26 protein-coding genes and 1 riboswitch are annotated in these 23,206 nt (G+C 66.1%); of the genes, 20 read left to right on the top strand and 6 right to left on the bottom strand.

The window, feature by feature from the left end:
* The first annotated feature begins 576 nt into the window (after window positions 1-576).
* The 3 genes from FEK34_RS00805 to FEK34_RS00790 all read left to right on the top strand — a co-directional run bounded on the left by FEK34_RS00805 (window position 577) and on the right by FEK34_RS00790 (window position 3,009).
* Window positions 577-915, top strand: coding sequence for a hypothetical protein (locus tag FEK34_RS00805; protein ID WP_138445958.1), 339 nt, complete (start codon window positions 577-579; stop codon window positions 913-915).
* Between the two features lie 107 nt (window positions 916-1,022).
* Window positions 1,023-1,859, top strand: coding sequence for a hypothetical protein (locus FEK34_RS00800; RefSeq protein WP_138445957.1), 837 nt, complete (start codon window positions 1,023-1,025; stop codon window positions 1,857-1,859).
* Between the two features lie 556 nt (window positions 1,860-2,415).
* A complete protein-coding gene (locus tag FEK34_RS00790) occupies window positions 2,416-3,009 on the top strand; it encodes a hypothetical protein (protein ID WP_171047990.1) in 594 nt (197 codons plus the stop codon).
* Between the two features lie 18 nt (window positions 3,010-3,027).
* On the opposite strand, the gene FEK34_RS00785 is transcribed toward FEK34_RS00790, so the two are convergent.
* Window positions 3,028-3,546 (bottom strand): hypothetical protein, encoded by a 519-nt coding sequence (locus FEK34_RS00785; RefSeq protein WP_138445955.1) that lies wholly within the window; start codon window positions 3,544-3,546, stop codon window positions 3,028-3,030.
* Between the two features lie 753 nt (window positions 3,547-4,299).
* On the opposite strand from FEK34_RS00785, the gene FEK34_RS00780 reads away from it, so the two are divergent.
* Together FEK34_RS00780 and FEK34_RS00775 are read left to right on the top strand one after the other, a co-directional pair.
* Complete coding sequence (locus FEK34_RS00780) at window positions 4,300-4,701, top strand: RidA family protein (RefSeq protein WP_171047989.1); 402 nt, start codon at window positions 4,300-4,302, stop codon at window positions 4,699-4,701.
* A 165-nt stretch (window positions 4,702-4,866) separates the two neighbouring features.
* Window positions 4,867-5,112 (top strand): DUF3017 domain-containing protein, encoded by a 246-nt coding sequence (locus FEK34_RS00775; protein WP_249358037.1) that lies wholly within the window; start codon window positions 4,867-4,869, stop codon window positions 5,110-5,112.
* Between the two features lie 30 nt (window positions 5,113-5,142).
* On the opposite strand, the gene metX is transcribed toward FEK34_RS00775, so the two are convergent.
* Window positions 5,143-6,291 (bottom strand): homoserine O-acetyltransferase MetX, encoded by a 1,149-nt coding sequence (metX, locus tag FEK34_RS00770; RefSeq protein WP_171047988.1) that lies wholly within the window; start codon window positions 6,289-6,291, stop codon window positions 5,143-5,145.
* Entirely contained in the window at window positions 6,288-7,613 is a 1,326-nt protein-coding gene (locus FEK34_RS00765) for a bifunctional o-acetylhomoserine/o-acetylserine sulfhydrylase (RefSeq protein ID WP_138445952.1), read from the bottom strand. Before FEK34_RS00765 ends, metX begins: the two co-directional genes overlap by 4 nt.
* Window positions 7,614-7,700: 87 nt before the next feature.
* Window positions 7,701-7,811, bottom strand: a riboswitch (SAM riboswitch).
* A gap of 291 nt (window positions 7,812-8,102) precedes the next feature.
* Here FEK34_RS00765 and FEK34_RS00760 point away from each other — a divergent pair.
* Window positions 8,103-9,320: an NADP-dependent isocitrate dehydrogenase gene (locus FEK34_RS00760; protein ID WP_036533511.1), complete on the top strand. Its 1,218-nt coding sequence runs from the start codon at window positions 8,103-8,105 to the stop codon at window positions 9,318-9,320.
* Between the two features lie 147 nt (window positions 9,321-9,467).
* On the opposite strand, the gene FEK34_RS00755 is transcribed toward FEK34_RS00760, so the two are convergent.
* A complete protein-coding gene (locus FEK34_RS00755; protein ID WP_138445951.1) occupies window positions 9,468-10,361 on the bottom strand; it encodes an NAD(P)-dependent oxidoreductase in 894 nt (297 codons plus the stop codon).
* 150 nt (window positions 10,362-10,511) lie between these two features.
* On the opposite strand from FEK34_RS00755, the gene FEK34_RS00750 reads away from it, so the two are divergent.
* From FEK34_RS00750 to FEK34_RS00715, 8 genes are all read left to right on the top strand, one after another.
* Window positions 10,512-10,832, top strand: a complete 321-nt coding sequence (locus FEK34_RS00750; protein WP_138445950.1) for a type II toxin-antitoxin system Phd/YefM family antitoxin — start codon at window positions 10,512-10,514, stop codon at window positions 10,830-10,832.
* Entirely contained in the window at window positions 10,829-11,251 is a 423-nt protein-coding gene (locus FEK34_RS00745; RefSeq protein ID WP_138445949.1) for a type II toxin-antitoxin system VapC family toxin, read from the top strand. Before FEK34_RS00750 ends, FEK34_RS00745 begins: the two co-directional genes overlap by 4 nt.
* 54 nt (window positions 11,252-11,305) lie before the next feature.
* Complete coding sequence (locus tag FEK34_RS00740) at window positions 11,306-11,950, top strand: TetR/AcrR family transcriptional regulator (protein WP_138445948.1); 645 nt, start codon at window positions 11,306-11,308, stop codon at window positions 11,948-11,950.
* Between the two features lie 535 nt (window positions 11,951-12,485).
* On the top strand, window positions 12,486-13,691 hold the full coding sequence (locus FEK34_RS00735) for a lipid-transfer protein (RefSeq protein WP_014349261.1): 1,206 nt from the start codon (window positions 12,486-12,488) through the stop codon (window positions 13,689-13,691).
* 59 nt (window positions 13,692-13,750) lie between these two features.
* Window positions 13,751-14,185 (top strand): type II toxin-antitoxin system Rv0910 family toxin, encoded by a 435-nt coding sequence (locus FEK34_RS00730; RefSeq protein WP_014349262.1) that lies wholly within the window; start codon window positions 13,751-13,753, stop codon window positions 14,183-14,185.
* 14 nt (window positions 14,186-14,199) lie between these two features.
* Window positions 14,200-15,075, top strand: coding sequence for a MaoC/PaaZ C-terminal domain-containing protein (locus tag FEK34_RS00725; protein WP_014349263.1), 876 nt, complete (start codon window positions 14,200-14,202; stop codon window positions 15,073-15,075).
* 75 nt (window positions 15,076-15,150) lie between these two features.
* Window positions 15,151-16,020 (top strand): SDR family oxidoreductase, encoded by an 870-nt coding sequence (locus FEK34_RS00720; protein ID WP_138445947.1) that lies wholly within the window; start codon window positions 15,151-15,153, stop codon window positions 16,018-16,020.
* 26 nt (window positions 16,021-16,046) lie between these two features.
* A complete protein-coding gene (locus FEK34_RS00715) occupies window positions 16,047-17,309 on the top strand; it encodes an acyl-CoA dehydrogenase family protein (RefSeq protein WP_138445946.1) in 1,263 nt (420 codons plus the stop codon).
* A gap of 65 nt (window positions 17,310-17,374) precedes the next feature.
* Here the strand turns inward: FEK34_RS00715 and FEK34_RS00710 are convergent, their stop codons facing one another.
* Window positions 17,375-17,830: an HAD family acid phosphatase gene (locus tag FEK34_RS00710; protein ID WP_138445945.1), complete on the bottom strand. Its 456-nt coding sequence runs from the start codon at window positions 17,828-17,830 to the stop codon at window positions 17,375-17,377.
* Window positions 17,831-17,870: 40 nt separating this feature from the next.
* On the opposite strand from FEK34_RS00710, the gene FEK34_RS00705 reads away from it, so the two are divergent.
* The 3 genes from FEK34_RS00705 to FEK34_RS00695 all read left to right on the top strand — a co-directional run bounded on the left by FEK34_RS00705 (window position 17,871) and on the right by FEK34_RS00695 (window position 20,370).
* Window positions 17,871-18,341 (top strand): hypothetical protein, encoded by a 471-nt coding sequence (locus tag FEK34_RS00705; protein WP_138445944.1) that lies wholly within the window; start codon window positions 17,871-17,873, stop codon window positions 18,339-18,341.
* A gap of 161 nt (window positions 18,342-18,502) precedes the next feature.
* A complete protein-coding gene (locus FEK34_RS00700; protein WP_138445943.1) occupies window positions 18,503-19,066 on the top strand; it encodes a hypothetical protein in 564 nt (187 codons plus the stop codon).
* 83 nt (window positions 19,067-19,149) lie between these two features.
* The gene (locus FEK34_RS00695; protein WP_138445942.1) at window positions 19,150-20,370 is read left to right on the top strand and encodes a serine hydrolase; all 1,221 of its coding nucleotides are present in this window, start codon (window positions 19,150-19,152) and stop codon (window positions 20,368-20,370) included.
* 72 nt (window positions 20,371-20,442) lie between these two features.
* Here FEK34_RS00695 and FEK34_RS00690 read toward each other — a convergent pair whose 3' ends face one another.
* Window positions 20,443-21,303, bottom strand: a complete 861-nt coding sequence (locus FEK34_RS00690; protein WP_249358188.1) for an alpha/beta fold hydrolase — start codon at window positions 21,301-21,303, stop codon at window positions 20,443-20,445.
* A gap of 61 nt (window positions 21,304-21,364) precedes the next feature.
* On the opposite strand from FEK34_RS00690, the gene FEK34_RS00685 reads away from it, so the two are divergent.
* From FEK34_RS00685 to FEK34_RS00675, 3 genes are all read left to right on the top strand, one after another.
* Window positions 21,365-22,147 carry an exodeoxyribonuclease III gene (locus FEK34_RS00685; RefSeq protein WP_138445941.1) on the top strand — a complete coding sequence of 261 codons (783 nt, stop codon included), beginning with the start codon at window positions 21,365-21,367 and terminating at the stop codon, window positions 22,145-22,147.
* Window positions 22,148-22,237: 90 nt separating this feature from the next.
* Window positions 22,238-22,726 (top strand): ribonuclease domain-containing protein, encoded by a 489-nt coding sequence (locus FEK34_RS00680; RefSeq protein ID WP_138445940.1) that lies wholly within the window; start codon window positions 22,238-22,240, stop codon window positions 22,724-22,726.
* Window positions 22,726-23,202 (top strand): barstar family protein, encoded by a 477-nt coding sequence (locus FEK34_RS00675; protein ID WP_138445939.1) that lies wholly within the window; start codon window positions 22,726-22,728, stop codon window positions 23,200-23,202. Before FEK34_RS00680 ends, FEK34_RS00675 begins: the two co-directional genes overlap by 1 nt.
* Window positions 23,203-23,206 lie beyond the last annotated feature (4 nt).

Below are 23,206 nucleotides of genomic sequence, written 5' to 3'. Positions count from 1 at the left end.
TCGCTGTCGGCAACGGGCGTAGACCGGCGTTCAGTATTTACGACCGGTGCCGAAAGATCCGGATTTCGGTGAGTCCTGAGCAGTTCCGGGATTTCCTGGACCTTGCTGAAGAGAAGTATTCGAAATTCGAAGAATGGAAGATCAAGCGTGATGCAGCACAAACCGAACGGTGAGGTGACGGTCCGGAGGGACCTTGAGTATCCCGACCGTATCGAACTTATCAAATACTCGACATCCGGGAAGGTGATTCGGATGTACCTGAGTATCCCGGAGTTTCGGACATTGCTCGTGAAGTCGCTGGAATTCATCGAAAAGGAAGGGTTATGACAATAGCCTATTGGTCTGGTAACCGGAACCGAGATGGCTTCGGCGAGGCCCTACAGCTTGTAGTGAGACGACGCAGGAAAGGCGACGCCTTAGATGATGAAGGCATGGTATCCGAAGCTGCAAGGCGACGGGCGGATGACATCCAGTCGGCGCTAGCGCCTTTACTCGAAGGCTTGGATCAAGCCCAGGACATCAAAGATATGTCGCGTGAGCCGTCACGTGACAGTTACTAGGAAGTGTGAACCCCTGATGAATAACCGCGCTCGCTCTCTCAAAGAGAGCTTGGAAAGCCTACTCAATTCCGATTCACGTGAGGTCCGCAAGGCCGAGGAGACTACGCGGGTATCTCGTAAGAACCTCCGGCAAGCGCTGCTCGATGCGTTGTCCGATGCGGGATGCGAGACGAAGAACCACACGCATTCCAAGGATCGGGTGGTGGTGGACCCTGCTGTGGAGAACCTCCTGAACCTTGCCGCAAAGATCGAGCGTGAGCGAGAGATGGAGGCTCGACAGGGTAACGGCCGGCTGAGCCACCGCATGGCTGGACCTGGCGACCTCAACCACAGTTTCAGCGAATACAACGGCTGAGGGATCCACCCTCTCCGGAACTTGAGAGCGCTATAGCTCTCCAACCACATACCGATTCGGGGCCGCCGATCTAGCGGCCCTTTGTTGTATCTAGAGAAAGATCAACTGTGTACGAATTTCACGACGCTTACCAGGACCACACCAGCCGTGCCCGACTCGTGGCAGCCAACGGCGGTGCCTTGTCGAAGAAGTGGCTTCAGATCGATGCCAACTACGACGCTTACAAATATCGCCAGGTCAGCTACGTCCATGACCTGACTCAGGCGGTCATCAATGGCGAGCCGGAATCCCGGTTGAATGACCTGCACACCTTGGCTATCGCCACTGCCGTGGGCAGCCAGCAGGGTACGCACACATGGCAGGTCGCGGGTACTGCCGAGAGCCTAATCGACCAGCAGGTTAAGCAGCAGGTCACTGCCGCTCTGGTGCAGGAGTACAACAAGACCAGTGCAGAGAACTTCAAGGCGGTCGGCGCTCACCTCGGTCTCAATCTCCAGCAGTTCCGTGCACTGGCCGAGCAGATCGATCCTGATGCTGACCCGTCCACGCTGGTCGGTAAGCCGATGGAGATTCAAACAGCGTGGATGAAGGCTGGTGATCTGATCGCCGAGATTGAGGAAGGTTTCAACGCTTTCCGTGCCGCCGCCGCCCTCGAAGGTCGTGTACTGACGACGCTCGATCAGTGCGTGGGTTTGGTGTGCCCAACCACAGGCACAGGTGCCGAACGTCGAGCGCTGTGGGAGGCATGGGATTCCAAGGGGCGTGGTGGTAAGTGGTCTGCCTTGCTCAAGGCGGGCATCGAGGTCAAGCCGATCAGCTCGGTGCGTGAGTACAAGCCGTATGCGCGGCCTACCGAGGTGAATAAGACCGAGCGCGTCAATGGCGGATGGCGACAGACTTGGGTCGATTCCGAAGACGCTGAGATTCAGATCGTCAAGTGGTGACTGTCCAGGCGTGATTTGGGCCGGAGGTTTCTGCCCTCCTCCGGCCTCTGGGGTGGGCGGGGTACCCCTCGGCGGGGTGCCTGACGCTCTCTCGGCATACCGTCAAAAAATACCCCCGTCCCGTATATATCGACCGTAGAGCAAAAGCCCTGGTCAGAACCTTGGGGTGCGTGGCCTTCTTTCGGCCTGGACGGGCCAAATTCGCTAGTTATCGAATCGTTACCTTGATTGGAGAGGCCTTTCATGGCTGTCAGATCGTCCGGAGATATTCGCCGCAGGCGCAGGGACTTGGACCGGCGGGACTACCGCCGGGCCGCTGCCCGGCTTCGGCAACAGAACAATGCGTGTTGGATCTGCGGAGAGGATATCGACCTGGACCTTCCGTACACCGACGCCCGGAGTTTCACCGCTGATCACGTCGCCCCGGTGAGCTTGGGGGGTCACCGGCTCGGCGAACTCCGTGCCGCCCACCGGGGCTGCAACGCTCGCCGAGGTAACCGAGTAGTGCCAGCACCTACACACAACCACGAGCCGGGCGAAGGCCCGGAACGCTGGGGTGGCCGGAAAGGTCTTCCGCTGTCCCGGAACTGGTGGGGCGCACCCGCTGACCGGTTCGACGCAAGCGGGTATCCGCGTGGCTGACTTCCCATCAGGGCTGGTGCGGGGTGAGGGGGATATCCCGCCACGGGACCTGTACGCCGTGTTCAAAGACGGCGGATTCACGGATAACGAATCGCTGGCTGAGGCGATCGAGATTTCTTGGCATGGGCCGTTCCCGACTACGGATCTGGGGCCTGCCGAGTGGTCCGAGATGTATCGGAAGGCTCGTTCGTTCATGCGTATCGAAACCCCACCGGGCGACGGTGATCTTTACCGTGGTTGTAACCCGGAATTCAAGCTCGGTATGTCGTGGACTAGTGATTTCAGGGTTGCCGAGAAGTATGCGCGGACTCATGCCATACGTACCGGTGAGGGTCAGGTTTACTCCACGCCTATGATTACCAGGCATGAGGTGTTGGGTTTCTACGACGATAAACAAGAATTCGTACTGGATCCGCGCGGCTTGATTATTTCCCCGGTAGATATGCCGATTACGGGCGGGATCTCGCCGTCCATGTCGAAGTGGTGGGTATCCCGAAACCCGTGGTGAAAGAAGGGCTGGCCGGGCTCAAGCACGATCTAGCCTCTGATGTTTGATCCACCTACGGGTCTTCTCGTATGCGGTCCGGGTAGCACCCATCTCAAGTTGTCGTCGGGCATCTCGAAGTAAATCTACGGCGTGTGCGCGGCTGGCGGCTCGTGCGTTATCGGCTTCCGATGGCGGGTTCGACTTGCTACCGCCTGCCGCTACGGCTGCTAACGTATATGCCCTCGTCGCTTCGGCCGCTTTATCCAGCCCGAAGACCTCAAGCCGTGCAGTGGCGATCTGAACACGCTCGATTGTGTCGATCGCCTTCTGGTTGGCTCGTTTGGTGCTGTCACTTCCTGGTTCAGCCTTGGGCAACCATCCGAGAACAGCTGCCAGGGTCTCGACCGCAGCCACAGCTTCTGTGATCTGATCTATCGCCCGACTGCGCCTTTCGGCTCGGTGCTGGTGATGGAGGTTCACAAGCAAGCCGATGAACGCGATCGCCGCTGCCACGACAGCCAACGATCCAGCAATGATTGTTGCCGCAGGCTGAGTCATTGACGAAGTGTACCGGTCCAATTGGGCCAATCTGACCTGTCGTGACGGCAGGCTATAGCCTCACTGGCTCGAGATTCTGGCAGGGGCCTGCTACTCTCGCCGATACAAGTCAGCCCCGGAACGGATTGCAGTCCGGACCGGGGCCTGGGCGAGAACCTGGGTCTAGCAGATTCCGCCGTAGGGATGACCCTACGCGATTCTGGCGCTTCAGCCACTCACCCAACCTTGGCGCTGTGTGCCCGTAGCGACCGACACGGGTAGGTCCGCTCACCCCGGATGCCGTCGCCCGTTGTGGGGCAACTGCATCTATTCCGATGACACAGAGCCGCCGGTAAAGGCGGACTCGGGCGGTTGCCCCGTGGTTGGGGCAACGCATGTGGAGGACATCCCGGTTTCCGGGCGCTGTATCCACGTGCGTGGCTCTGTGCAGAATCCCAGTCCCGGCGGGCCGAGTAATCCCCGTGCCCGCGTGCGTACCAAGCAACCGAAGCGACCAACCGACCGGCGTGGCTTCTCTTGCGTTAAGGGCGCTCCCGTACCTTGCGGTACCGGGGTGCCCCTGCGCTTCCCTCCGCTCCCGCTCTCCCAGCGTAGGAACGGGGGAATTTTACTAGTTGTTGTGCGGAACATGATGTTAGACTCATGGAACATCAGTCGGAACACGCCACCATTCTCGGTGGATGGACCGGAGGTCGATCATCCGGGTGGTGCGATGGCAGGCACGTGTCGGTGGGGCCCGATACAGTGCGCGCCATGGTCAGCACATCGCACAATCCGGCGGGGGCACAGCCGCCCGCACCAGGCTTCGCGCACGCCACGGCGGCCAAGGGGAGCACGATCATTCACCTGTCCGGCCAGGTCGGCGTCGACGAATCGGGTGTGGTCGCCGACGGGCTGGCGGCGCAGACGGCGCAGGCGTTGATCAACCTCGGGAAGGCACTCGAGGCGGCAGGCGGGACGGCGGCCGACCTGGTGAGCGTGCGGTTCTATGTGGTGGATTGGGACCCGTCGAAGTTCGCGGAGCTCGGGGCCGGCGGTGCGGCCGCGCGTGAGCACTACGCGTTCCCGGAGACCGCGGTGACGCTGGTGGGTGTGGCGGCCTTGTTCACACCCGAGCATCTGATCGAGGTCGAGGGAGTCGCGGTCGTCGACTAGGCCGCGGTGGTGGCCGTGCTGGGTGAAAGCCGTTGCGATGTCCAGCGCACGGCCGCCCGCGGCAGGTCTGCAACAATCGACGGCGTGACCGATGCCGACACACCGACCGCCGAACGACGGCCCGGCGAGAGTTGGGCGACGCAGTTCTTCCGCTGTCACCTGCCGATGGTGATCGTGGCGCTGGTCATCGTGGTGGCGATCGTGTTCGTGGCCTCGGAGCGCTGGCGCCGCGGTGCGCTGTTCTTCGGCGGCGCCACGCTGCTGGCCGCCGCGTTCCGGCTGTGCCTGCCCACGGCGCGCGTCGGGTTGCTCGCGGTGCGCAGCAAGCCGTTCGACGTCGGCGCGCTGACGCTGCTCGGTAGCTCGATCGTGTTCATCGCGGCCACCATCAACTCCCTCGGCGTCAGTTAGACACCGGCCGCCCAGGCCGCCGGTGCTGTCTCAGCGCGTGTTGCGGGCCAGGTTCATGGTCTGGATCAGTAGCTTCGACACCGCCGCCGCTTCGGTGAGGAACCCGTCGTGCCCGTCGCGGGAGTGCACGACCTCCAAGCCCTGACAGCCCGGGAGCGCGTCGGCCAGCTCCTGCTGGGTGTAGAGCGGGTACAGCCGGTCGGAATCCACCCCACCGACCACACACGGCACCGGCGTATTCGCCAGGGCGGCCGCGATACCGCCGCGCCCGCGGCCCACGTCGTGCCGGTTCATCGCCTCGCTCAGCAGCACATAGGTGGCCGGATCGAAACGCTTGCACAGCTTTTCGGCCTGGTATTCGAGGTAGCTCTGCACCGCGTACCGTCCGCCGCGCCACGGATCCTCATCGCCCTGCGGCCGGTTCTCGAAGCGATGGTCGAGCTCGGCCTCGGTGCGGTAGCTCAGGTGCGCGATGCGCCGCGCGATCCCCATGCCGGCGGTGGGGCTGCGGCCGGTGTCGTGGTAGTCGCCGCCCTGCCAGTCCGGATCGGCCTGGATGGCCGCGATCTGGGTGGTCTGGGTGCCGATCTGGTCGGCGGTCGCGCGTGCGCCGACCGCGAGGACCAGTGCCGCCGAGACGCGCTCGGGTGCGCCGACCATCCACTCCAGCACCCGCATGCCACCCATCGACCCGCCGACGACGGCGGCCAGCCGCTCGACGCCGAGCCGGTCCAGCAGGGCTGCCTCGGCAGTGACCTGATCGCGGATGGAGATCTCCGGGAACCGCGAACCCCACGGCTTCCCGTCGGGCGCCTGCGACGACGGCCCGGTGCTGCCCTTGCAGCCGCCGAGCACGTTCGTCGCGACGACACACCATTCGTCGGTGTCCAGCGGCGCGCCGGGGCCGACCATGCCCTCCCACCAGCCGGGTTCCGGGTGGACGTCGTTCGGGCCGCCGACCACATGCGAGTCGCCGGTCAGGGCGTGCTCTACCAGCACCACGTTGTCCAGGGCGGGCGACAACTCGCCCCAGCGCTGCACGGCCAGGTGTACGTCGGGGATGGTGGCGCCGTTCTCCAGCGCGATATCCCCGACGGCGATGATGCCGAGTCGGCCGTCCGGCGGCGGCAACTCGGCCGCCGCCAGACGGGGGCTGCTGTGGTCGGCGCTCACGGTCACGTCGCCGCCGCCGTCAGTCCCGCACGCAGGTCGGTGAGGATGTCGTTGATGCCTTCGATGCCGACGGCGAGGCGGACCAGGCCGGGGGTGACGCCTGCGGCGAGTTGTTGTTCGGGGGTGAGTTGGGAGTGGGTGGTGGAGGCGGGGTGGATGACCAGGGAGCGGACGTCGCCGATGTTGGCGACGTGGGAGTGCAGGGTGAGCGCGTCGACGAACTTCTTGCCCGCGTCGACCCCGCCGGCCAGTTCGAACGACACGATCGCCCCCACCCCCTTCGGCGCGAGGTGCTGACCGCGCTCGTACCACGGCGAGGACGGCAGTCCGGCGTAGGCGACCGACTCCACCTGCGGCTGCTCGGTGAGGAACTGCGCGACCGCGACCGCGTTGGCGACGTGACGTTCCACCCGCAGGCTCAGGGTTTCGATGCCCTGGGCGATGAGGAAGGCATTGAACGGCGACACCGCCGACCCCAGATCCCGCAACAACTGCACCCGCGCCTTCAACGCATACGCGGGAGCACCGAGGTCGGCGAACACCGCCCCGTGATAGCTGGGGTCGGGGGTGGTGAACCCCGGGAACCGGGACTGGCCGGTCGCGTCGGTGACGGTCCAGTCGAAGTGGCCGCCGTCGACGATCACCCCGGCCACCGCGGCGCCGTGGCCGCCGAGGTATTTGGTGGCCGAATGCACCACGATGTCGGCGCCGTGGGCCAACGGTTGGATCAGGTAGGGGGTGGCGACGGTGTTGTCCACGATCAACGGCACCCCCGCCGCATGCGCGATGCCGGCGATGCCGGGGATGTCGAAGACCGCGCTGGAGGGGTTGGCGATGGTCTCACCGAAGAAGGCCTTGGTGTTGGGGCGTACCGCCGCTTCCCACTGCGCCAGGTCGTCGGGGTCCTCGACGAAGGAGACTTCGATCCCGAGTTTGGGCAGGCTGTAGCGGAACAGGTTGTAGGTGCCGCCGTACAGGTGCGGGCTGGACACGATGTGATCCCCCGCCCCGGCCACATTCAAGATCGCATACGTTTCCGCGGCCTGCCCCGACGCCACCAACAGTGCCGCGACCCCGCCCTCCAACGCGGCGATACGCTGCTCGACCGCGTCCTGGGTCGGATTCATGATCCGGGTATAAATGTTGCCCGGCTCGGCCAAACCGAACAACGCCGCCGCATGATCGGTATCGCGGAACGCGTAAGAGGTCGTCTGATAGATCGGTAGCGCACGGGCGCCGGTGCTGGCGTCGGGGGCCTGACCCGCGTGGATCTGCTTGGTCTCGAAGGACCAAGAAGCAGTGGGATCGGGCGTGATGGTGTCGGTCAAGGAAGGCTCCAGAAGGTGTTCGCCGGGACTACTGGGTTATCTGTGCGTGAGCGACAAACAACAACAACACATCTCGGTGACCTCCTACATGCGCGCTTGCTCCCGGCTTTCGGAAGCCCGGTCCTCACCCGGAGCACCCCACCGCTGCAGGAGGGTTGCCGTCCAGCTAGCCGGGGCTTTGCACTGGCTCTCATGACCTGACCGACATCGTAACCGGCGCCATGTCGCGGACCGAACCCCGGCTTCCCATGCCCGGTGTAGGTGGCGGGTGACCTGCGGTGGAATCGGGGGCGGAGGGTAATCCGCCTCACACCCTGCCCTACCCGCGCGGTGAGATAGTCACCAGCAGTACGCTTGTCTTGTTTGCACCAGACGTCTCGCGGACAACACGAGGCGTATACGTTGTCTGTTGAACAGCTGGGGTCCGCTCACAAGCGTGTTCGCCTGGCCGTGCAATGAGGGCACCATCCTAGGAGGACACGAAGATCCATGTCCAAGATCAAGGTTGAAGGCACCGTCGTAGAACTCGACGGCGACGAGATGACCCGGATCATCTGGCAGTTCATCAAGGACAAGCTGATCCACCCGTACCTCGATGTGAACCTCGAGTATTACGACCTCGGCATCGAGTACCGCGACAAGACCGACGACCAGGTCACGGTCGACGCAGCGAACGCCATCAAGAAGCACGGCGTCGGCGTGAAGTGTGCCACCATCACCCCCGACGAGGCCCGGGTCGAAGAATTCGGTCTCAAGAAGATGTGGCGCTCGCCCAACGGCACCATCCGCAACATCCTCGGCGGCACGATCTTCCGCGCGCCGATCATCATCTCCAACGTTCCGCGCCTGGTGCCCGGCTGGACCAAGCCGATCATCATCGGCCGTCACGCCTTCGGCGACCAGTACCGCGCCACCGACTTCAAGGTCTTCCAGGGTGGCACCGTCACCCTGACCTTCACCCCCGACGACGGCAGTGAGCCGATCGTGCACGAGGTCGTGAAGATGCCCGAGGACGGCGGCGTCGTCATGGGTATGTACAACTTCAAGAAGTCGATCGAGGACTTCGCGCGGGCGTCGTTCAACTACGGCCTCCAGCAGAACTACCCGGTCTACATGTCGACGAAGAACACCATCCTGAAGGCCTACGACGGCATGTTCAAGGACACCTTCCAGGAGATCTTCGACGCCGAGTTCAAGAGCCAGTTCGACGCCGCGGGCCTGACCTACGAGCACCGGCTGATCGACGACATGGTGGCCTCCTCCATGAAGTGGGAGGGCGGCTACGTCTGGGCCTGCAAGAACTACGACGGCGACGTGCAGTCCGACACGGTGGCGCAGGGCTTCGGTTCGCTGGGCCTGATGACCTCGGTGCTGCTGACCCCGGACGGCCAGACCTGCGAGGCCGAGGCCGCGCACGGCACCGTCACCCGGCACTACCGCCAGCATCAGCAGGGCAAGCCGACCTCGACCAACCCGATCGCGTCGATCTTCGCCTGGACCCGTGGTCTCGAGCACCGCGGCAAGCTGGACAACACCCCCGAGGTGATCGGTTTCGCGCAGACCCTCGAGGATGTCGTCATCAAGACCGTCGAGGGTGGTCAGATGACCAAGGACCTCGCGCTGCTCGTCGGCGGTGACCAGGGCTACCTGACCACCGAGGAGTTCCTGGCCGCGCTGGACGCCAACCTGGCGCGCGCCATCCGCTGAGCCGATCCGCCGAGCCGATCCGCTCGGCAAGGACCGCTGCCGGCCGTGCGGCGCCTCTACCGAGGCGCCGCGGCCGGCGGACAAGGATTCCGGCTGGATAACGGGCACCCCGCACATCATGCGGGGTGCCCGAAGTGTTTTCCGGGGTCAGTGCACGCCGGCGGGACGGTCGGCGAGCAGACCGCGGACGGCGACAGTGAAGCTGTCCGCGCCCAGACCGAGCTCGGTCTGGGTGTCGAACACCCGTTGCAGCGGGTCGAGCAGCTCGGTCGACACGCCCTGGTTGCGCGCGGCCGTGCGGATGTTGTCGAGCCCGATGCGATTGGCGGCGAGGTCGGAGAAGTTCACCGGGAACTCCCGCGAGTCGATCTCGGCGGCCAGTGCAGGCAGCAGGTCGAGCAGCGAACGCAGCCACGGGATCAGGTAGCCCTCGGTGAAGGGCACGGCACCCACGCCCTCGCTGTCCACCATGGCCACCGCCTGGAAGAAGCCGCCGAACAGCCCGTACATCCCCGCCAGCACGGCCATGTCGTGCAGTCCGGCCAGACCCGCGTCGGCGCCGAGGTAGTTCACGGTGCCGAGTTCGGCGAGGGTGTCCGCGTGCCGTTGCTGAGCCTCGGGGGAGCCGCTGTAGAGGAACAGCGTGTCGGTACTGCCGAGGGTCTGCGGGACACCGAGGATCGCGCCGTCCAGGAACCGGCCGCCGCGTTCGGTGACCAAGGTCGCCAGCTCACGCGCCTGATCCGGGCGGCCGGTGGCGACATTGAGGACGTCGCGTCCGGCCACCAGCTCGCCGGCCTCGCCGACCAGCGCCGTCGCCGTCTCCGTATCGACGCCCGCGACCACGATCAGCTCACCCGCACCGATCGCCTCCGCCACGGATTCCGTTCGCCGCGCCCCGAGCCCGTCGAGATGGTCGGCCTTGCCCGGCGTGCGGTTCCACACCGTCGTCGGATGGCCGTTGCGCAGGAACAGCTCGGCGAGGGCGGAGCCGATGCGGCCCAGTCCGAGCACGGTCACCGAAGTGCTGTTGTCGGTCATGATGTGACTCCTTTTGATAGACGCGGGGTGTCTGGCCGCCACGACTCGGATTACGGCGCCGCGCAGCGGAATACGCCAACGCGTCCCGCGCCCGATGATTCCCGTAGCAATGGCGTAGCTAGGGTGTAGTAGGCGGGCTATGCTGGGGTGATGAGCCTGCCCGCCGAGCTACCCGAGATCCCCCAGCGCGAGCTTCGCAACGATGCGAGCCGGGTGCTGCGCGAGGTTCGAGCAGGGCAGGGCTACACCATCACCGTGGACGGCACTCCGGTCGCCGACCTGGTGCCGCATCGTCACCTGAATCGTCGAGTCGCGGTGCCGCGCGAGGAAGTGATCACGGCCTTCGCCGGGCTACCAGCCGGCGCCGAGAGGTGGCGTGAGGATCTCGACGAAGCCGTTGATGACTCGCTGTACGACCCCTACGATCGCGCGCATCGCCGGGGCGAGTTCGCGCCGCGAGATGATCGGTGACCGGCGAGGTGGCGCGCGGACTCGTCGATACCAACGTGATCATCCTTCTCGACGGGCTGGATCCCGAAGAGCTGCCCGAGGAGATGGTGATCAGCTCGGTGACCATGGCGGAGCTGGCGGCCGGGCCACACTACGCCCGCACGAGCGGTGAGCGAGCGGAGCGAATCGAACGCTTGCAGAACGCCGAGGCGCTCTTCGATCCGCTGCCGTTCGATACGCGCGCCGCGCGTCGCTACGGCCACATCGTGGCATCCGTGCTCGCGTCGGGGCGGAACCCGAAGCCGCGCCGGGTCGACCTGATGATCGCCGCGATCGCCTCGGTCGGTCAGTTGCCGCTGTACACGGTGAACCCTGCCGATTTCGGCGGATTGGAAGATCTGATCGACGTTCGCAAGGTAACGCATCCGGATTCTCGATGAGGGTCCAACGCCTCGTGAACATACCGACCTGCATGTAAAGGTAGAATCACCCGAATGGCCAGAACCGCACTCACCAAGCCCGCGCGCCGCACCCAGGAGCAGCGCAGTAGCGAGATGCGGGTGCGGCTGCTCGACGCCACCATCGACTGCCTGGTCGAATACGGTTACGCGGGCACCACGACACCGCGCGTCGCCGAACGGGCCGGGGTCACCCGCGGCGCTCAGGTGCATCACTTCGGCTCCAAGAACGACCTGGTGGTCGCGGCCATCAGCCATCTCGCCCAACGCAGGGCCGAAACCGCCATGCGCGATATGGGCCGGGTGGAGAACGTCGACGATCCGGTCGACGCCGCGCTGGAATTCCTCTGGGAACTGCATCAGGGGCCGCTGTTCATCGCCACCGTCGAACTCTGGGTGGCGGGGCGAACCGATCCGGTGCTGGCCGCGGCGATGGAGAAGGTGGAGCCGTTCGTCAACAACGCGGTGCTGCTCGCGGTGGCCCGGTTCGTGCCGGATGAGGTGCGCCGCAAGGACGCCCGCGATTTCGTCTACACCGCCATGGACGCCCTGCGTGGCATCTTGATCTCGAACTTCATCGACCCAGATCCGGACCGGGCCCGGCGGCGGTGGGGCCGGGCGTGCGCGCATCTGCGCACCATCGCGGCTGCCGCGCTGACTCCGAACGTGGCGTCGGAGTAGCAGCGCATCCTTGCCCGAACCCGCCCCCGACGGGTAGTGCCCGGCCGGGCCGTCAGCGGCCTGCGTGAGTTGACTATCTGCTCGGCTGGAGCGCGGACGCATCATCGGTCGGGTGGGCTCATCGGCGATGTCGCACAAAACGAACACCCGCTCCTGCTAGCGGCCCGCGCGTCGCTGCATTGACGGTCCGGGGCCGCGCCACTGCGTCGGCCGGTGCATGCCGGTATCCGATCGGGCGACGTTTGCCGCTTCTCGCTAGTCGCCACCTGCGGTGTGCCGGGCCGACATTCGTGCCTTGCCGCCGCACGTGCATGTCGACGACCCGGTGAGCGCCGGGTCCTGTCCCGCCGCAGGTCGACGGGAATGCCGGCACCCCGCGCTCTACCGGCGACAACCGGTGTTCTTTGGTAGGAAATGTCCGCGCTCTTGCATGCTTACATACACGCTTGTATGTTTGTTTTTGTCGAACCGCGCGACCGGCGCGGTTACCTGCGAGCGGCTCCGACGTTTCGGGCGGCACAAGGTGAGGAGTTCGATGGCGAACAAGGTCTATGTCGTCGGTGTCGGGATGACGAAGTTCGAAAAGCCCGGCCGGCGCAAGAACGAAGACGGCAGCGACTGGGACTACCCGGATATGGCGCGCGAGTCGGGCACCAAGGCCCTCGCCGATGCCGGAATCGACTACCGCGAAGTGGAACAGGCCTACGTCGGCTACGTCTACGGTGAGTCGACCTCCGGCCAGCGCGCGGTCTACGAGCTGGGCATGACCGGTATCCCGGTGGTCAATGTCAACAACAACTGCTCCACCGGTTCCACCGCGCTCTATCTTGCGGCGCAGGCGATTCGGGGCGGCCTGGCCGAGTGCACGCTGGCGCTCGGTTTCGAGCGGATGAAGCCGGGCTCGCTGGAATCCACCTGGGACGACCGCGAGCAGCCCATGGGCAAGCACATTCTGGCGCTGGCCGAGATCTCCGAGGTGCTGTTCCCGGTGGCGCCGTGGATGTTCGGCGCGGCCGGTCGCGAACATATGAAGCAGTACGGCACCACGCCGGAGCATTTCGCCAAGATCGGCTACAAGAACCACAAGCACTCGGTGAACAATCCGTACTCGCAGTTCCAGGACGAGTACACGATGGACGACATCCTCGGCGCGCGGATGATCTACGACCCGCTCACCAAGCTCCAGTGCTCGCCCACCTCCGACGGCTCCGGCGCGGTGATCCTGGCCAGCGAGGCGTTCGTGGACTCGCACGATCTGGCCGGACAGGCCGTGGAGATCGTCGGGCAGGCCATGACCACCGACTTCGCCTCCACCTTCGACGGCACCGCCAAGAACATCATCGGCTACGACATGAACGTGCAGGCCGCCCGCCAGGTCTACGACCAGGCCGGCCTCGGCCCGGAGGACTTCCAGGTCATCGAGCTGCACGACTGCTTCTCCGCCAATGAGCTGCTGCTCTACGAGGCGCTGGGCCTGTGCGGTGAGGGCGAGGCGGCCAAGCTGCTCGACGCCGACCAGACCACCTATGGCGGCAAGTGGGTCGTCAACCCGTCCGGCGGCCTGATCTCCAAGGGCCACCCGCTGGGCGCGACCGGCCTGGCGCAGTGTTCGGAGCTCACCTGGCAGCTGCGCGGCACCGCCGACAAGCGTCAGGTCGAGGGCGTCACCGCCGCCTTGCAGCACAACATCGGTCTCGGCGGCGCCGCCGTCGTCACCGCCTACCAGCGCGCCGTGCGCTGATCCGACCACCCGAATTCCGCCGCGACACCGCGGAACCGTACTCGACGAGGAGCACGACCATGGGTCATATCGACGCCACCAAGAACCTCAACGCCGCCCCGGACGCCGTCTGGGCCGTTGTCTCCGACACCTCCACCTGGGACAAGTGGTTCACCATCCACGAGCGCTGGATGGAGGAGCCGCCCGCCACCCTGACCGCGGGCGCCAAACTGGTCGCCAAGATCTTCATGCTCGGCATGGCCAACAAGATCGAATGGGTGGTCGAGAGCGTCGACGCCCCCAACAAGCTGGTGCTCAGCGGCACCGGCATGGCCGGGGTGAAGGTGCGCTTCTCCTTCGAGATCCAGCCGGAAGGTGCAGGCAGCAAGTTCTCCGTCGACGGTGATTTCGAGGGTGCGCTGATCAAGGGCGCGCTCGGCAAGGCGGTCGAGAAGGACGGCGCCAAGCAGCTGGACAAGACCCTCGAGCAGCTCGACGCGCTGGCGTCGGCCTGAACGCGGACGCGCGCATGACGACCGGAACAGCGGGCACCAGCGTCGAATTCGACGATTCGGGCCTGAACGTCTGGAGCGACGAGGAGCGTTTCGAGGTCACCGCGGAGCGCATCGCCGAATACGCGGCCGCGACCAACGACCCGATCCCGGCGCATCTGGCGGGCGAGGTGGCCTCGCCGGTCTTCGGCATCGTCCCGGTCTTCGAGGCCATGATGATGCCGGTGATCGACGTGGTGCCGATGGACATCTTCGGCCGGGTGGTGCACGGGGAGCAGGACTTCCACTTCCACCGCCCCATCCGTCCCGGCGACAAGCTGGTCTCGCGGGCCAAGGCCATCGGCTACGAGGGCCGCGAGAACGGGACCACGATCACCATTCTCATCGAATGCCGCACCGAGGACGGGGAACTGGTCAACGAGCAGTACCTGACCGCGTTCTTCCGCAATATCGATGTCGGCACCAAGGTCGGCGAGCAGGCGCCGGCGCACAAGTTCGATCCGGCGCTGGCCGAGCAGCCGCCGCTGGCGACGGTCGCCCACCATGTGGACGACGACCAGACCTACCGGTACGCGCCCGCGTCCGGTGATCCGGTCCCGCTGCACCTCGACGAGCAGGTCGCCAAGGACGCCGGCCTGCCCGGCATCATCGCGCACGGGTTGTGCACCATGGCGATGTCGTCGTGGGGTGTGCTCACCGCCGTCGCCGGTTCGGATGTGCATCGGCTGAAGCGGTTCGCGGTGCGGTTTTCCAAGATGGTGTTCCCCGGCGACGATCTGGAGACCCAGATCTGGCGGGTCGGTGCCGAGGACGGCGCCACCACCTACGCCTTCCGGACCGCGCGCGGTGCGGACCTGGTACTCACCGACGGACTCGCCGTCGTCACCGACTGATTCCCACGCCGTGGCGGCGGACCGGACCGGCTGCCGCCACGGCGTTTTCCCTGAGCTGTGAAGGAGTTTCGACACATGGGTGCACTCGAAGGACGGGTCGCCGTCATCACCGGCGCGGGCCGGGGGATCGGCCGCGAACACGCGCTGCTGTTCGCCGCCGAAGGTGCCGCGGTGGTCGTCAACGATCTCGGCGGCAGCAATGCCGGTGAGGGATCCGACGCCGGCCCCGCCCAGGAGGTGGTCGACGAGATCGTGGCCGCCGGCGGGCGCGCGGTGGCCAATACCGCCAACGTCGCCACCTGGGACGGTGCCAAGCAGCTGGTCGATCAGGCCATCACCGAATTCGGCAAGCTCGACATCGTCGTCAACAACGCGGGCATCCTGCGCGACGGTTTCATCGCCGGTCTCGAAGAATCCCAGTGGGATGCGGTGATCGCGGTCCACCTGAAGGGGCATGCCGCGGTGCTGCACCATGCGGCGGCGTACTGGAAGGACCAGAGCAAGGCGGGCAATCAGCCCAATGCCGCGGTCATCAACACCGCCTCGGCCTCCGGCGTCACCATCCCCAACCCCGGCCAGGCCAATTACGGCGCCGCCAAGGCCGGCATCGCGGCGCTGACGCTGGTCGCCGCCGACGAGCTCGAGCGCTACGGCGTGCGCGTCAACGCCATCGCGCCGATGGCCCGCACCCGGCTCACCCTCGCCACCCCCGGCATGGGCGCGATCTTCGCCGCCGAGGTCGAAGAAGGCGAGTTCGACGCGTTCAGCCCCGCCAACATCTCCCCGCTGGTGGCCTACCTGGCCTCGGAGAAGTGCCCGATCACCGGCAAGGTTTTCGCAGTTCAGGGCGGTGCCATCTCGGAGCTGGCAGGCTGGCATGACGTGAAGACCATCGAGGCCGACGGACCCTGGCTGATCGACGATATCGCCGCCCGCCTGCCCTGAGCACCACTGAGCACAGGAGAACAACGATGTTCGAATGGTCCGAGACCGACGAAATGATCCGCGAGGCGGTGCGGACCTTCATCGACAAGGAGGTCCGCCCGAATCTCGACGCCCTCGACAGCGGTGAGATGTCGCCGTACCCGATCCTGCGGAAGTTGTTCGCCGACTTCGGGATCGAGGCGATGGGCGCCGAGGCGGTGGCCAAGATGCTGGCCAAACAGCGCAAACGCGAAGAAGCGCTCGCGGCGGGGGAGCCGCTGCCGGAGAAGAAGAAATCCTCGGAGGGATCGAGCCCGTTCGCGGGTCAGGAATCGCTGATGGCGGTGCTGATCGGGGAGCTGTCCGGGGTGTGCATGGGCCTGGTGACGGCGCTGGGTGTCAGCATCGGGCTCGGCGCCACCACCATCATGTCGCGCGGCACGCTGGCGCAGAAGGAACGCTGGCTGGCCGACATCGTCACCTTGAAGAAGGTGGCGTCGTGGGCGATCACCGAGCCGGATTCCGGTTCCGACGCCTTCGGCGGCATGAAGACCTATGTCAAGCGTGACGGCGAGGACTACATCCTCAACGGTCAGAAGACTTTCATCACCAACGGTCCCTTCGCCGACGTGATGATCGTCTACGCCAAGCTCGACGAGGGCGATGCCGGCGTCGACAAGCGCGACCGCAAGGTGCTCACCTTCGTGCTCGACAAGGGCATGGAAGGGCTCACCCAGGGCAAACCCTTCAAGAAGATGGGCCTGCACTCCTCGCCCACCGGTGAGTTGTTCTTCGACAACGTGCGGGTCGGCCGGGACCGGCTGCTGGGGGAGACCGAGGAGCACAAGGGCGGCGACGGCCGCGACAGCGCGCGGTCGAGCTTCACCGCCGAACGTGTCGGGGTGGCGTTCATGGCGCTGGGCATCATCAACGAATGCCACCGGCTCTGCATCGACTACGCCAAGAACCGCAAGTTGTGGGGCCAGGAGATCGGCCGGTTCCAGCTGGTGCAGCTGAAGCTGGCCAAGATGGAGGTCGCGCGGATCAACGTGCAGAACATGGTGTTCAACGTGCTCGAACGTGGCCGGGCGGGCAAGCCGCCCACGCTGGCCGAGGCGTCGGCGATGAAGCTCTACGCCTCCGAGGCCGCCACCGAGGTGGCGATGGAAGCGGTGCAGCTGTTCGGCGGCAACGGGTACATGACCGAATACCGGGTCGAGCAGCTGGCGCGCGATGCCAAGTCGCTGATGATCTATGCGGGCAGCAATGAGATCCAGGTGACGCATGTGGCCAAGGGACTGCTGGCGTAGCGCAGCCTGAGTCGCTGTGCGCAACAACGCCGCCCACTGCACAGTGGGCGGCGTTGGACCGGGGATCAGCTCAGCGCGCCGTCGTAGTCGGGCAGTTTGAACGTCAGCTCCGCATGCCCGCCCGCGAGATCCGACGGGCTGTTGCCGATGTTGGCGACGATCGTGTAGCCGTCGGATTCGATGTCGATCCGCGCGCTGGTCTTGTACTGCTCGAGCCCGGTCGAACCGGCCGAGAGCGTGGTGAGCGGGCTGCCGTAGAGACCGTCGACCGGGTAGCCCACGGCAGACAGATTGTGCTGGGTGTAGCCGTTCAGCAACTCGGGCCGGCCGGTCACGAAGATGATCGCCGCGCCCTGCCCTTTCGCCCAGCTCGCCAGCCGCAGGATCGGGTCGATGGCGGGGATGATGATGCCCGGGTTGTACTGGGTTTCCAGCGAGGTGTTGTCGATGTCGAGCACGATGGCCGGGCGGGTGGCGCCGGGCAGGCGCTGCTCGAGCGCGCCGCGAGCCTGATCGGCCACGGTCCGCACCTCGGCGATCCAGTCCGCGTAGGACGGGAGGGTGCTGCTGGAGCCGGCGGTGTCGTCGGAATCGCCGGAGTCCGTGCGGGATTCGCCGCCGCCCGAGCGGGAACGGGAATTCGGTGCGCGCGAGGGTGATTCGTCCTCCGAGCGTGATGACGATCCGGTGTCGCGGTCGGATCGCGAGGACGATCCGGTGTCGTCCGAGCGCGACGACGAGCCCGTGTCGTTGTCGGAGGACGATCCGGATCCCGCCGAACCCGACTTGCCCGAGCCCGACGATGAACCGGATTTCCCTGAGCCCGAAGACGATCCGGATTTGGCCGACCCCGAAGACGATCCGGATCCCGCCGACCCGGACGCCGAACCGGATTTCGCCGACCCGGATGAGGAACCGGTGCCGGGCAGAATGGACGAACCGGTATCGGCCAGTGCAGGCAGCGGAGCGATGAGAGTGACGGCGACGCCGAGAGCAACGCCTGCGATGGAGCGCTTCATGTCCGGACGGTAACGCCGGATCACTATGAAGCGCTGGCGTTTCACAATCTCGAGACGAGCCCGTGATCTGTGGGGGTCCTCCCGGATCGCCCGCGATCGCACCACTGACATACTCTGATGTGCCGGATTCGAATTCAGGGGGGCATGGTGCGGATGTGATCACCGCGGAAGTTCTTGGCGACGGCCGTTATCGCGGCGGCGACACTCGCCGTCACCGGGTGCGAAGGCGACGAGGGTATCCCCGCCTCCTCACCGACGAGCTCGTCGACGGCGGCCGCCACCACCACGGTCGCCGAACCCACCCGCCCCGATCTCGCCGGGCTGCCCACCTGCGACGCCATCGCAGATCAGCTCGGACGTCCGGACCTGACCGGCGGCACCCAGACCGACCACGACCCGGCCGGGTACAACAACCGCGGCGTCTACCGGGTCTGCGCCTGGAAGTCAGGGACCGCGGACGTGGAGGCCGGTGTCCTGCGTTATCCGACCGAGCCGCTGGTCGACGCGGGTTTCACCAACCTGATGATGGTGTGTCCCGGCGAAGCCGCTCCGCCGATCGGGTCTGCCCAGCGGGCCGCCTTCTGCCAGTCGACCCGCAAACCGGAATGTGGTGTCTTCCTGGATCAAGGCACGGCATTCATCGACGTCTCCTGGGGTCGCGATGAGGCCGCCGATCCAGCCGTCTGCCAGGCCGATGTGATCGCGCTCGCCACCGCCACCTCCGAGCTCGTCGGCTGAGCCCGTCCCGCCCCGCGCCCATTCTTCGCTCGCTCTCAGCGCAGCTCAGCCGCCTATCAGGGTGGATGGTTAAGCTCGGGCGAATGACGGCACTACCTGGCGCTCTGATCACCGTCGGCGACGATCTGGAGGCCGTGACCACGCGCGGTTACGAAGACGATCCGTCGGCCGCGAAGCTGGCCCGCGCGGACGTCGAAGCGGTATGGGCCTCGGTGCAGGACTGGTACCGGATGGGCACCACCCCCGCGATTCAGGTGTGCGTGCGGCACAACGGCGCAGTCGTGCTGAACCGGACCATCGGCCACGGCTGGGGCAACGGACCCGACGACGGTCCGGACGCCGAGAAGATTCTCGCCACGCCGGACACCCCGTTCTGCGGGTTCTCCACCGCCAAAGGCGTGGCCGGAACGCTGATGTTCATGCTCATCGAGCAGGGCGCGTTCGGCGTGAACGACCGGGTGTGCGAATACATTCCGGAGTTCGCGGCCAACGGCAAGGAATCCATCACCATCGGCGACGTCCTCTCGCATTCGGCGGGCGTGCCGTTCATGACACCGCCGTACCGGGCCATCGATGTGGTCGTCGACGAGGACCTCGCCGTGCAGGCGCTCGCCGATCTGGTGCCGAGCTGGCGGCCCGGACGCTTCCGCGTCTACCACGCGTTGACCAGCGGTTTGATCCAACGCCTGCTCGTGCGCCGGGCGACCGGGAAACCGATGCGCGACCATCTGGCCGAACAGGTTCTCGACCCACTCGGCTTCCGGTGGACCAACTTCGGGGTGCGCCCCGAGGACGTCGACCACGTGGTGCCGAGCGTGAAAACCGGCCCCGGACCGTCCCGAGTCGCGAAGTTCCTGGCCCGCAAGGCTCTCGGCGGGGGCATGGGCGGCACGGTATCGAAGGAGGCGAATGCCGCCTTCCTCACCGCGGAACTGCCCTCCGGCAACCTGGTGACCACCGCCTACGAGCTGTCCCGGTTCTACGAAATCCTCGCCCGCGGCGGCGAACTCGACGGCGTCCGCATCATCGAACCCACCACACTGCGCGATGCCGTCCGCCCCGCCCATCGCATCCCCGGCGCCGCCGGACGCGTCTCGCGCGCCGGCTTCGAACTGGGCGCGCGCCGCTCGAAGTTCGGCCGCGACACCCAAACCCATTTCGGCCGCAGCGGTTTGACCACCCAATACGGCTGGGCCGACTCCGCCCGCGCCCTCTCCGGAGCCATCCTCACCAGCGGCAAAGCCACCACCGACACGAACCGCCCGTGGCACCTCGTCGCCCAGATCTCCGACCTGACCCGATAGCCGGTAGGGCGAGTGCTACATGAGCGAGAGGTCTACTCGCGAAACGCCTCGGTGATGTAGCACTCGCCGGCCTCACACGGCGCGCAGGTGGCTGCGGCTGGCGTAGATGTGCTCGGCGATGAGGGTGGCGATGCGGTCGGGGGCCTCGAGCATGGGGACGTGGCCGACGCCGTTGACGATGATGCGGTCCGCGGAGGCGGGGAGTTGGCGCAGGTAGCGGCGGGCGTAGACGCGGTTGGGGATGATGCGGTCGGTTTCGGCCAGCAGCAGCCGCACCGGGGTCGTCAGCGTCGACACGTCGTCCATGGCCGACGCGCGCAGGCTGCCGAGGATCATCGGCACCATCGCCGGGCAATGCAGGGCTGCGGTGATCATGGCGGCGAGGTCGTTGCGCGGCACGGCGGTGACGTTCTTGCTCAGCAGGAGTCCCACGGCCAGCTGGATGAGCCGGTTGTGCGCCGGGAAATCGCCGAGTCGTTTCCCGAGCTGCACCAGCGGAATCAGTGAGGCGAACTTCAAGCCGACCCGTATCTGGGTGAACGACGGGGAATCCCAGCCGCCGGCCGGTGCGATCGCGGTGAGCGTACGGGCCCGGCCGCGGCGCGCCAGCTCGAAACCCACCCACGCGCCCAGCGAATTGCCTGCGATATGGCAGGTGCGCCAACCGAGTTCGTCCAGCTGCGCCTCGATCTGATCGGCGAAATCGCGGAAACCCAGCCTGCCGCCGGTGTATTCGGGACCGCCCCAGTGCCCGAGGAACGCGGGCGCGAATACCTCGCAATTCGAGGACAATCGGGCCGCGACCTGCTCCCAGCAGTGCGGGGACAGCATGAATCCGTGCAGCAGCAGCACCGGGTCGCCGGACCCGACATGCAGCGCCTTGACGGGCACGAGTGGGGAAGTGGATGTGGAGGTGCCTGACGTCATCGTCATCACCCCTTCCTGGCGCAATGGTCCTCGGGAGTGTCGGTGCTCTGCATTGTACGGTCGTCGGGTGCCCCACATCATCTCGACAGTGAACGTCAACGGCGTGCGTGCCGCCGCGGGCAAAGGCCTGCTGGCCTGGCTCGCGGTCACCGAGGCCGACATCATCTGTGTGCAGGAGACCCGCGCGACCGACGCGCAGGTCGCGGCCGCGCTGGCCCCCGCGCTCGACCAAGGCTGGCAGCTCTCGCACGCCGAGCCGGGTGCCAAGGGCAGGGCCGGGGTCGGTGTGCTGTCGCGGCGCACGCCGCGCGCGGTGCGGACCGCGATCACTCCGGACAGCGAATTCGCCGCGACCGGACGATTCATCGAGGTCGAATTCGACGAGGTCACCGTGGCCAGCGTGTACGTCCACACAGGTGAAGCGGGCACCGAGCGGCAGGACGAGAAATACCGGTTCCTGGCCGAGATCGCGGCCCATCTGCGCACCAAGACGGGCAGCTACGTGATCGCAGGTGACTGGAACATCGCCCACACCGAACGGGACATCAAGAACTGGAAGGGCAACCTGAAGAACGCCGGCTTCCTGCCCGAGGAACGCGCCTGGATCGACGCGCAACTGGCCGCGGGCTACGTCGACGTCGTGCGTGCCCTGCATCCGGAAGGCGACGGCCCCTACAGCTGGTGGTCCTACCGTGGCCGCGCCTTCGACAACGACGCCGGCTGGCGGATCGACTATCACCTCGCCACCGCCGACCTGGCCGAACGCGCCAAACAGGCGATCGTCGAGCGTGCGGACGCCTACGACCAGCGCTGGTCCGATCACGCGCCGGTGACCGTCCAGTACCGGTGAACGCGACCGGCTGACCTTTCGCCGACAGCCCGGCCGGGCACCGGCGAGCCTCTCGAATGAACACAGGCTGTACCGACGAAAGCAGGAGTTGTGAAAGCGAAGGTCCTCCGGATCCTGTCCGTGCTGGGAGCGGTGGTGGTCGCTGTGGTGGTCGCACTACTGACAACCCAGGGCGGCGACGACAAGAGCGCAACCAGCTCGGTCACCTCGACGAAGGCCGCCGCCACCAGCGCGGCTACCCCGGACGGTATGCCGCGCGGCACCGGATCCACCGCGCCGGTGGTGTCCAAGGCGCCGGGCGTCCCCGATCGTGCCTACGCGACGTTGCGCGAGATCGACGCCGGACGCTGGCCCGGCTCGGCCAACTCGCCGGGCACCAAGGGCGGGGACAGGTTCTACAACCGCGGCGGAGACCTGCCCGCCAAGGACGCCGACGGCAAGGCGATCACCTACCAGGAATGGGACGTCAACCCCAAGCAACCCGGCCGCTCCCGCGACGCCGAACGCATCGTCACCGGAAGCGACGGCTCGGCCTGGTATACCGGTGACCACTACGAAACGTTCACGAGGATGCGCTGATGACCATCGCGTTATCGCAGTTCCTGGCTCCGCGGCTGTCGCCGGCACCGGCGGTGCGCGGGCCGGCGCCGGTGTTCGGCGCTCTCGATGTGGGTGCGCCGGAGTTCAGTGGCGTCCGCTATCAGGCGCCGTCCGGGTATCGGGTGCGGGAGCTGCGCGGCACGAAGATGCGCACGGTGGCCGGGGTCTTCGACGAGTTCGCGGCCGCGCTGCAATTCCCGTACTACTTCGGCGCCAACAAGGATGCCTTCGATGACTGCCTGCGTGATCTCGACGATTGCCTCGGCTCGGCCGAAGGGTATGTCGTGGTGATCCGTGACGCCGATCAGCTGCTCGCCGACGCGCCGCAGGAACGTGGCTGGCTCGCCGCGGCCCTGAGCGATACGGCCGATTACTGGTGGCATCGCGAAATCGTGTTCCGGGTGGTCGTCCAGGGCGAAGCGGAAGAACTGCCCACTGTCGGACTGCACCTCTGAGGAT

This window comes from Nocardia cyriacigeorgica, assembly GCF_005863245.1.
GTDB lineage: Bacteria > Actinomycetota > Actinomycetes > Mycobacteriales > Mycobacteriaceae > Nocardia > Nocardia cyriacigeorgica_C.
Note: the sequence above shows the minus strand (reverse complement) of the source record. Positions and strands in the feature narration are given on the sequence as shown.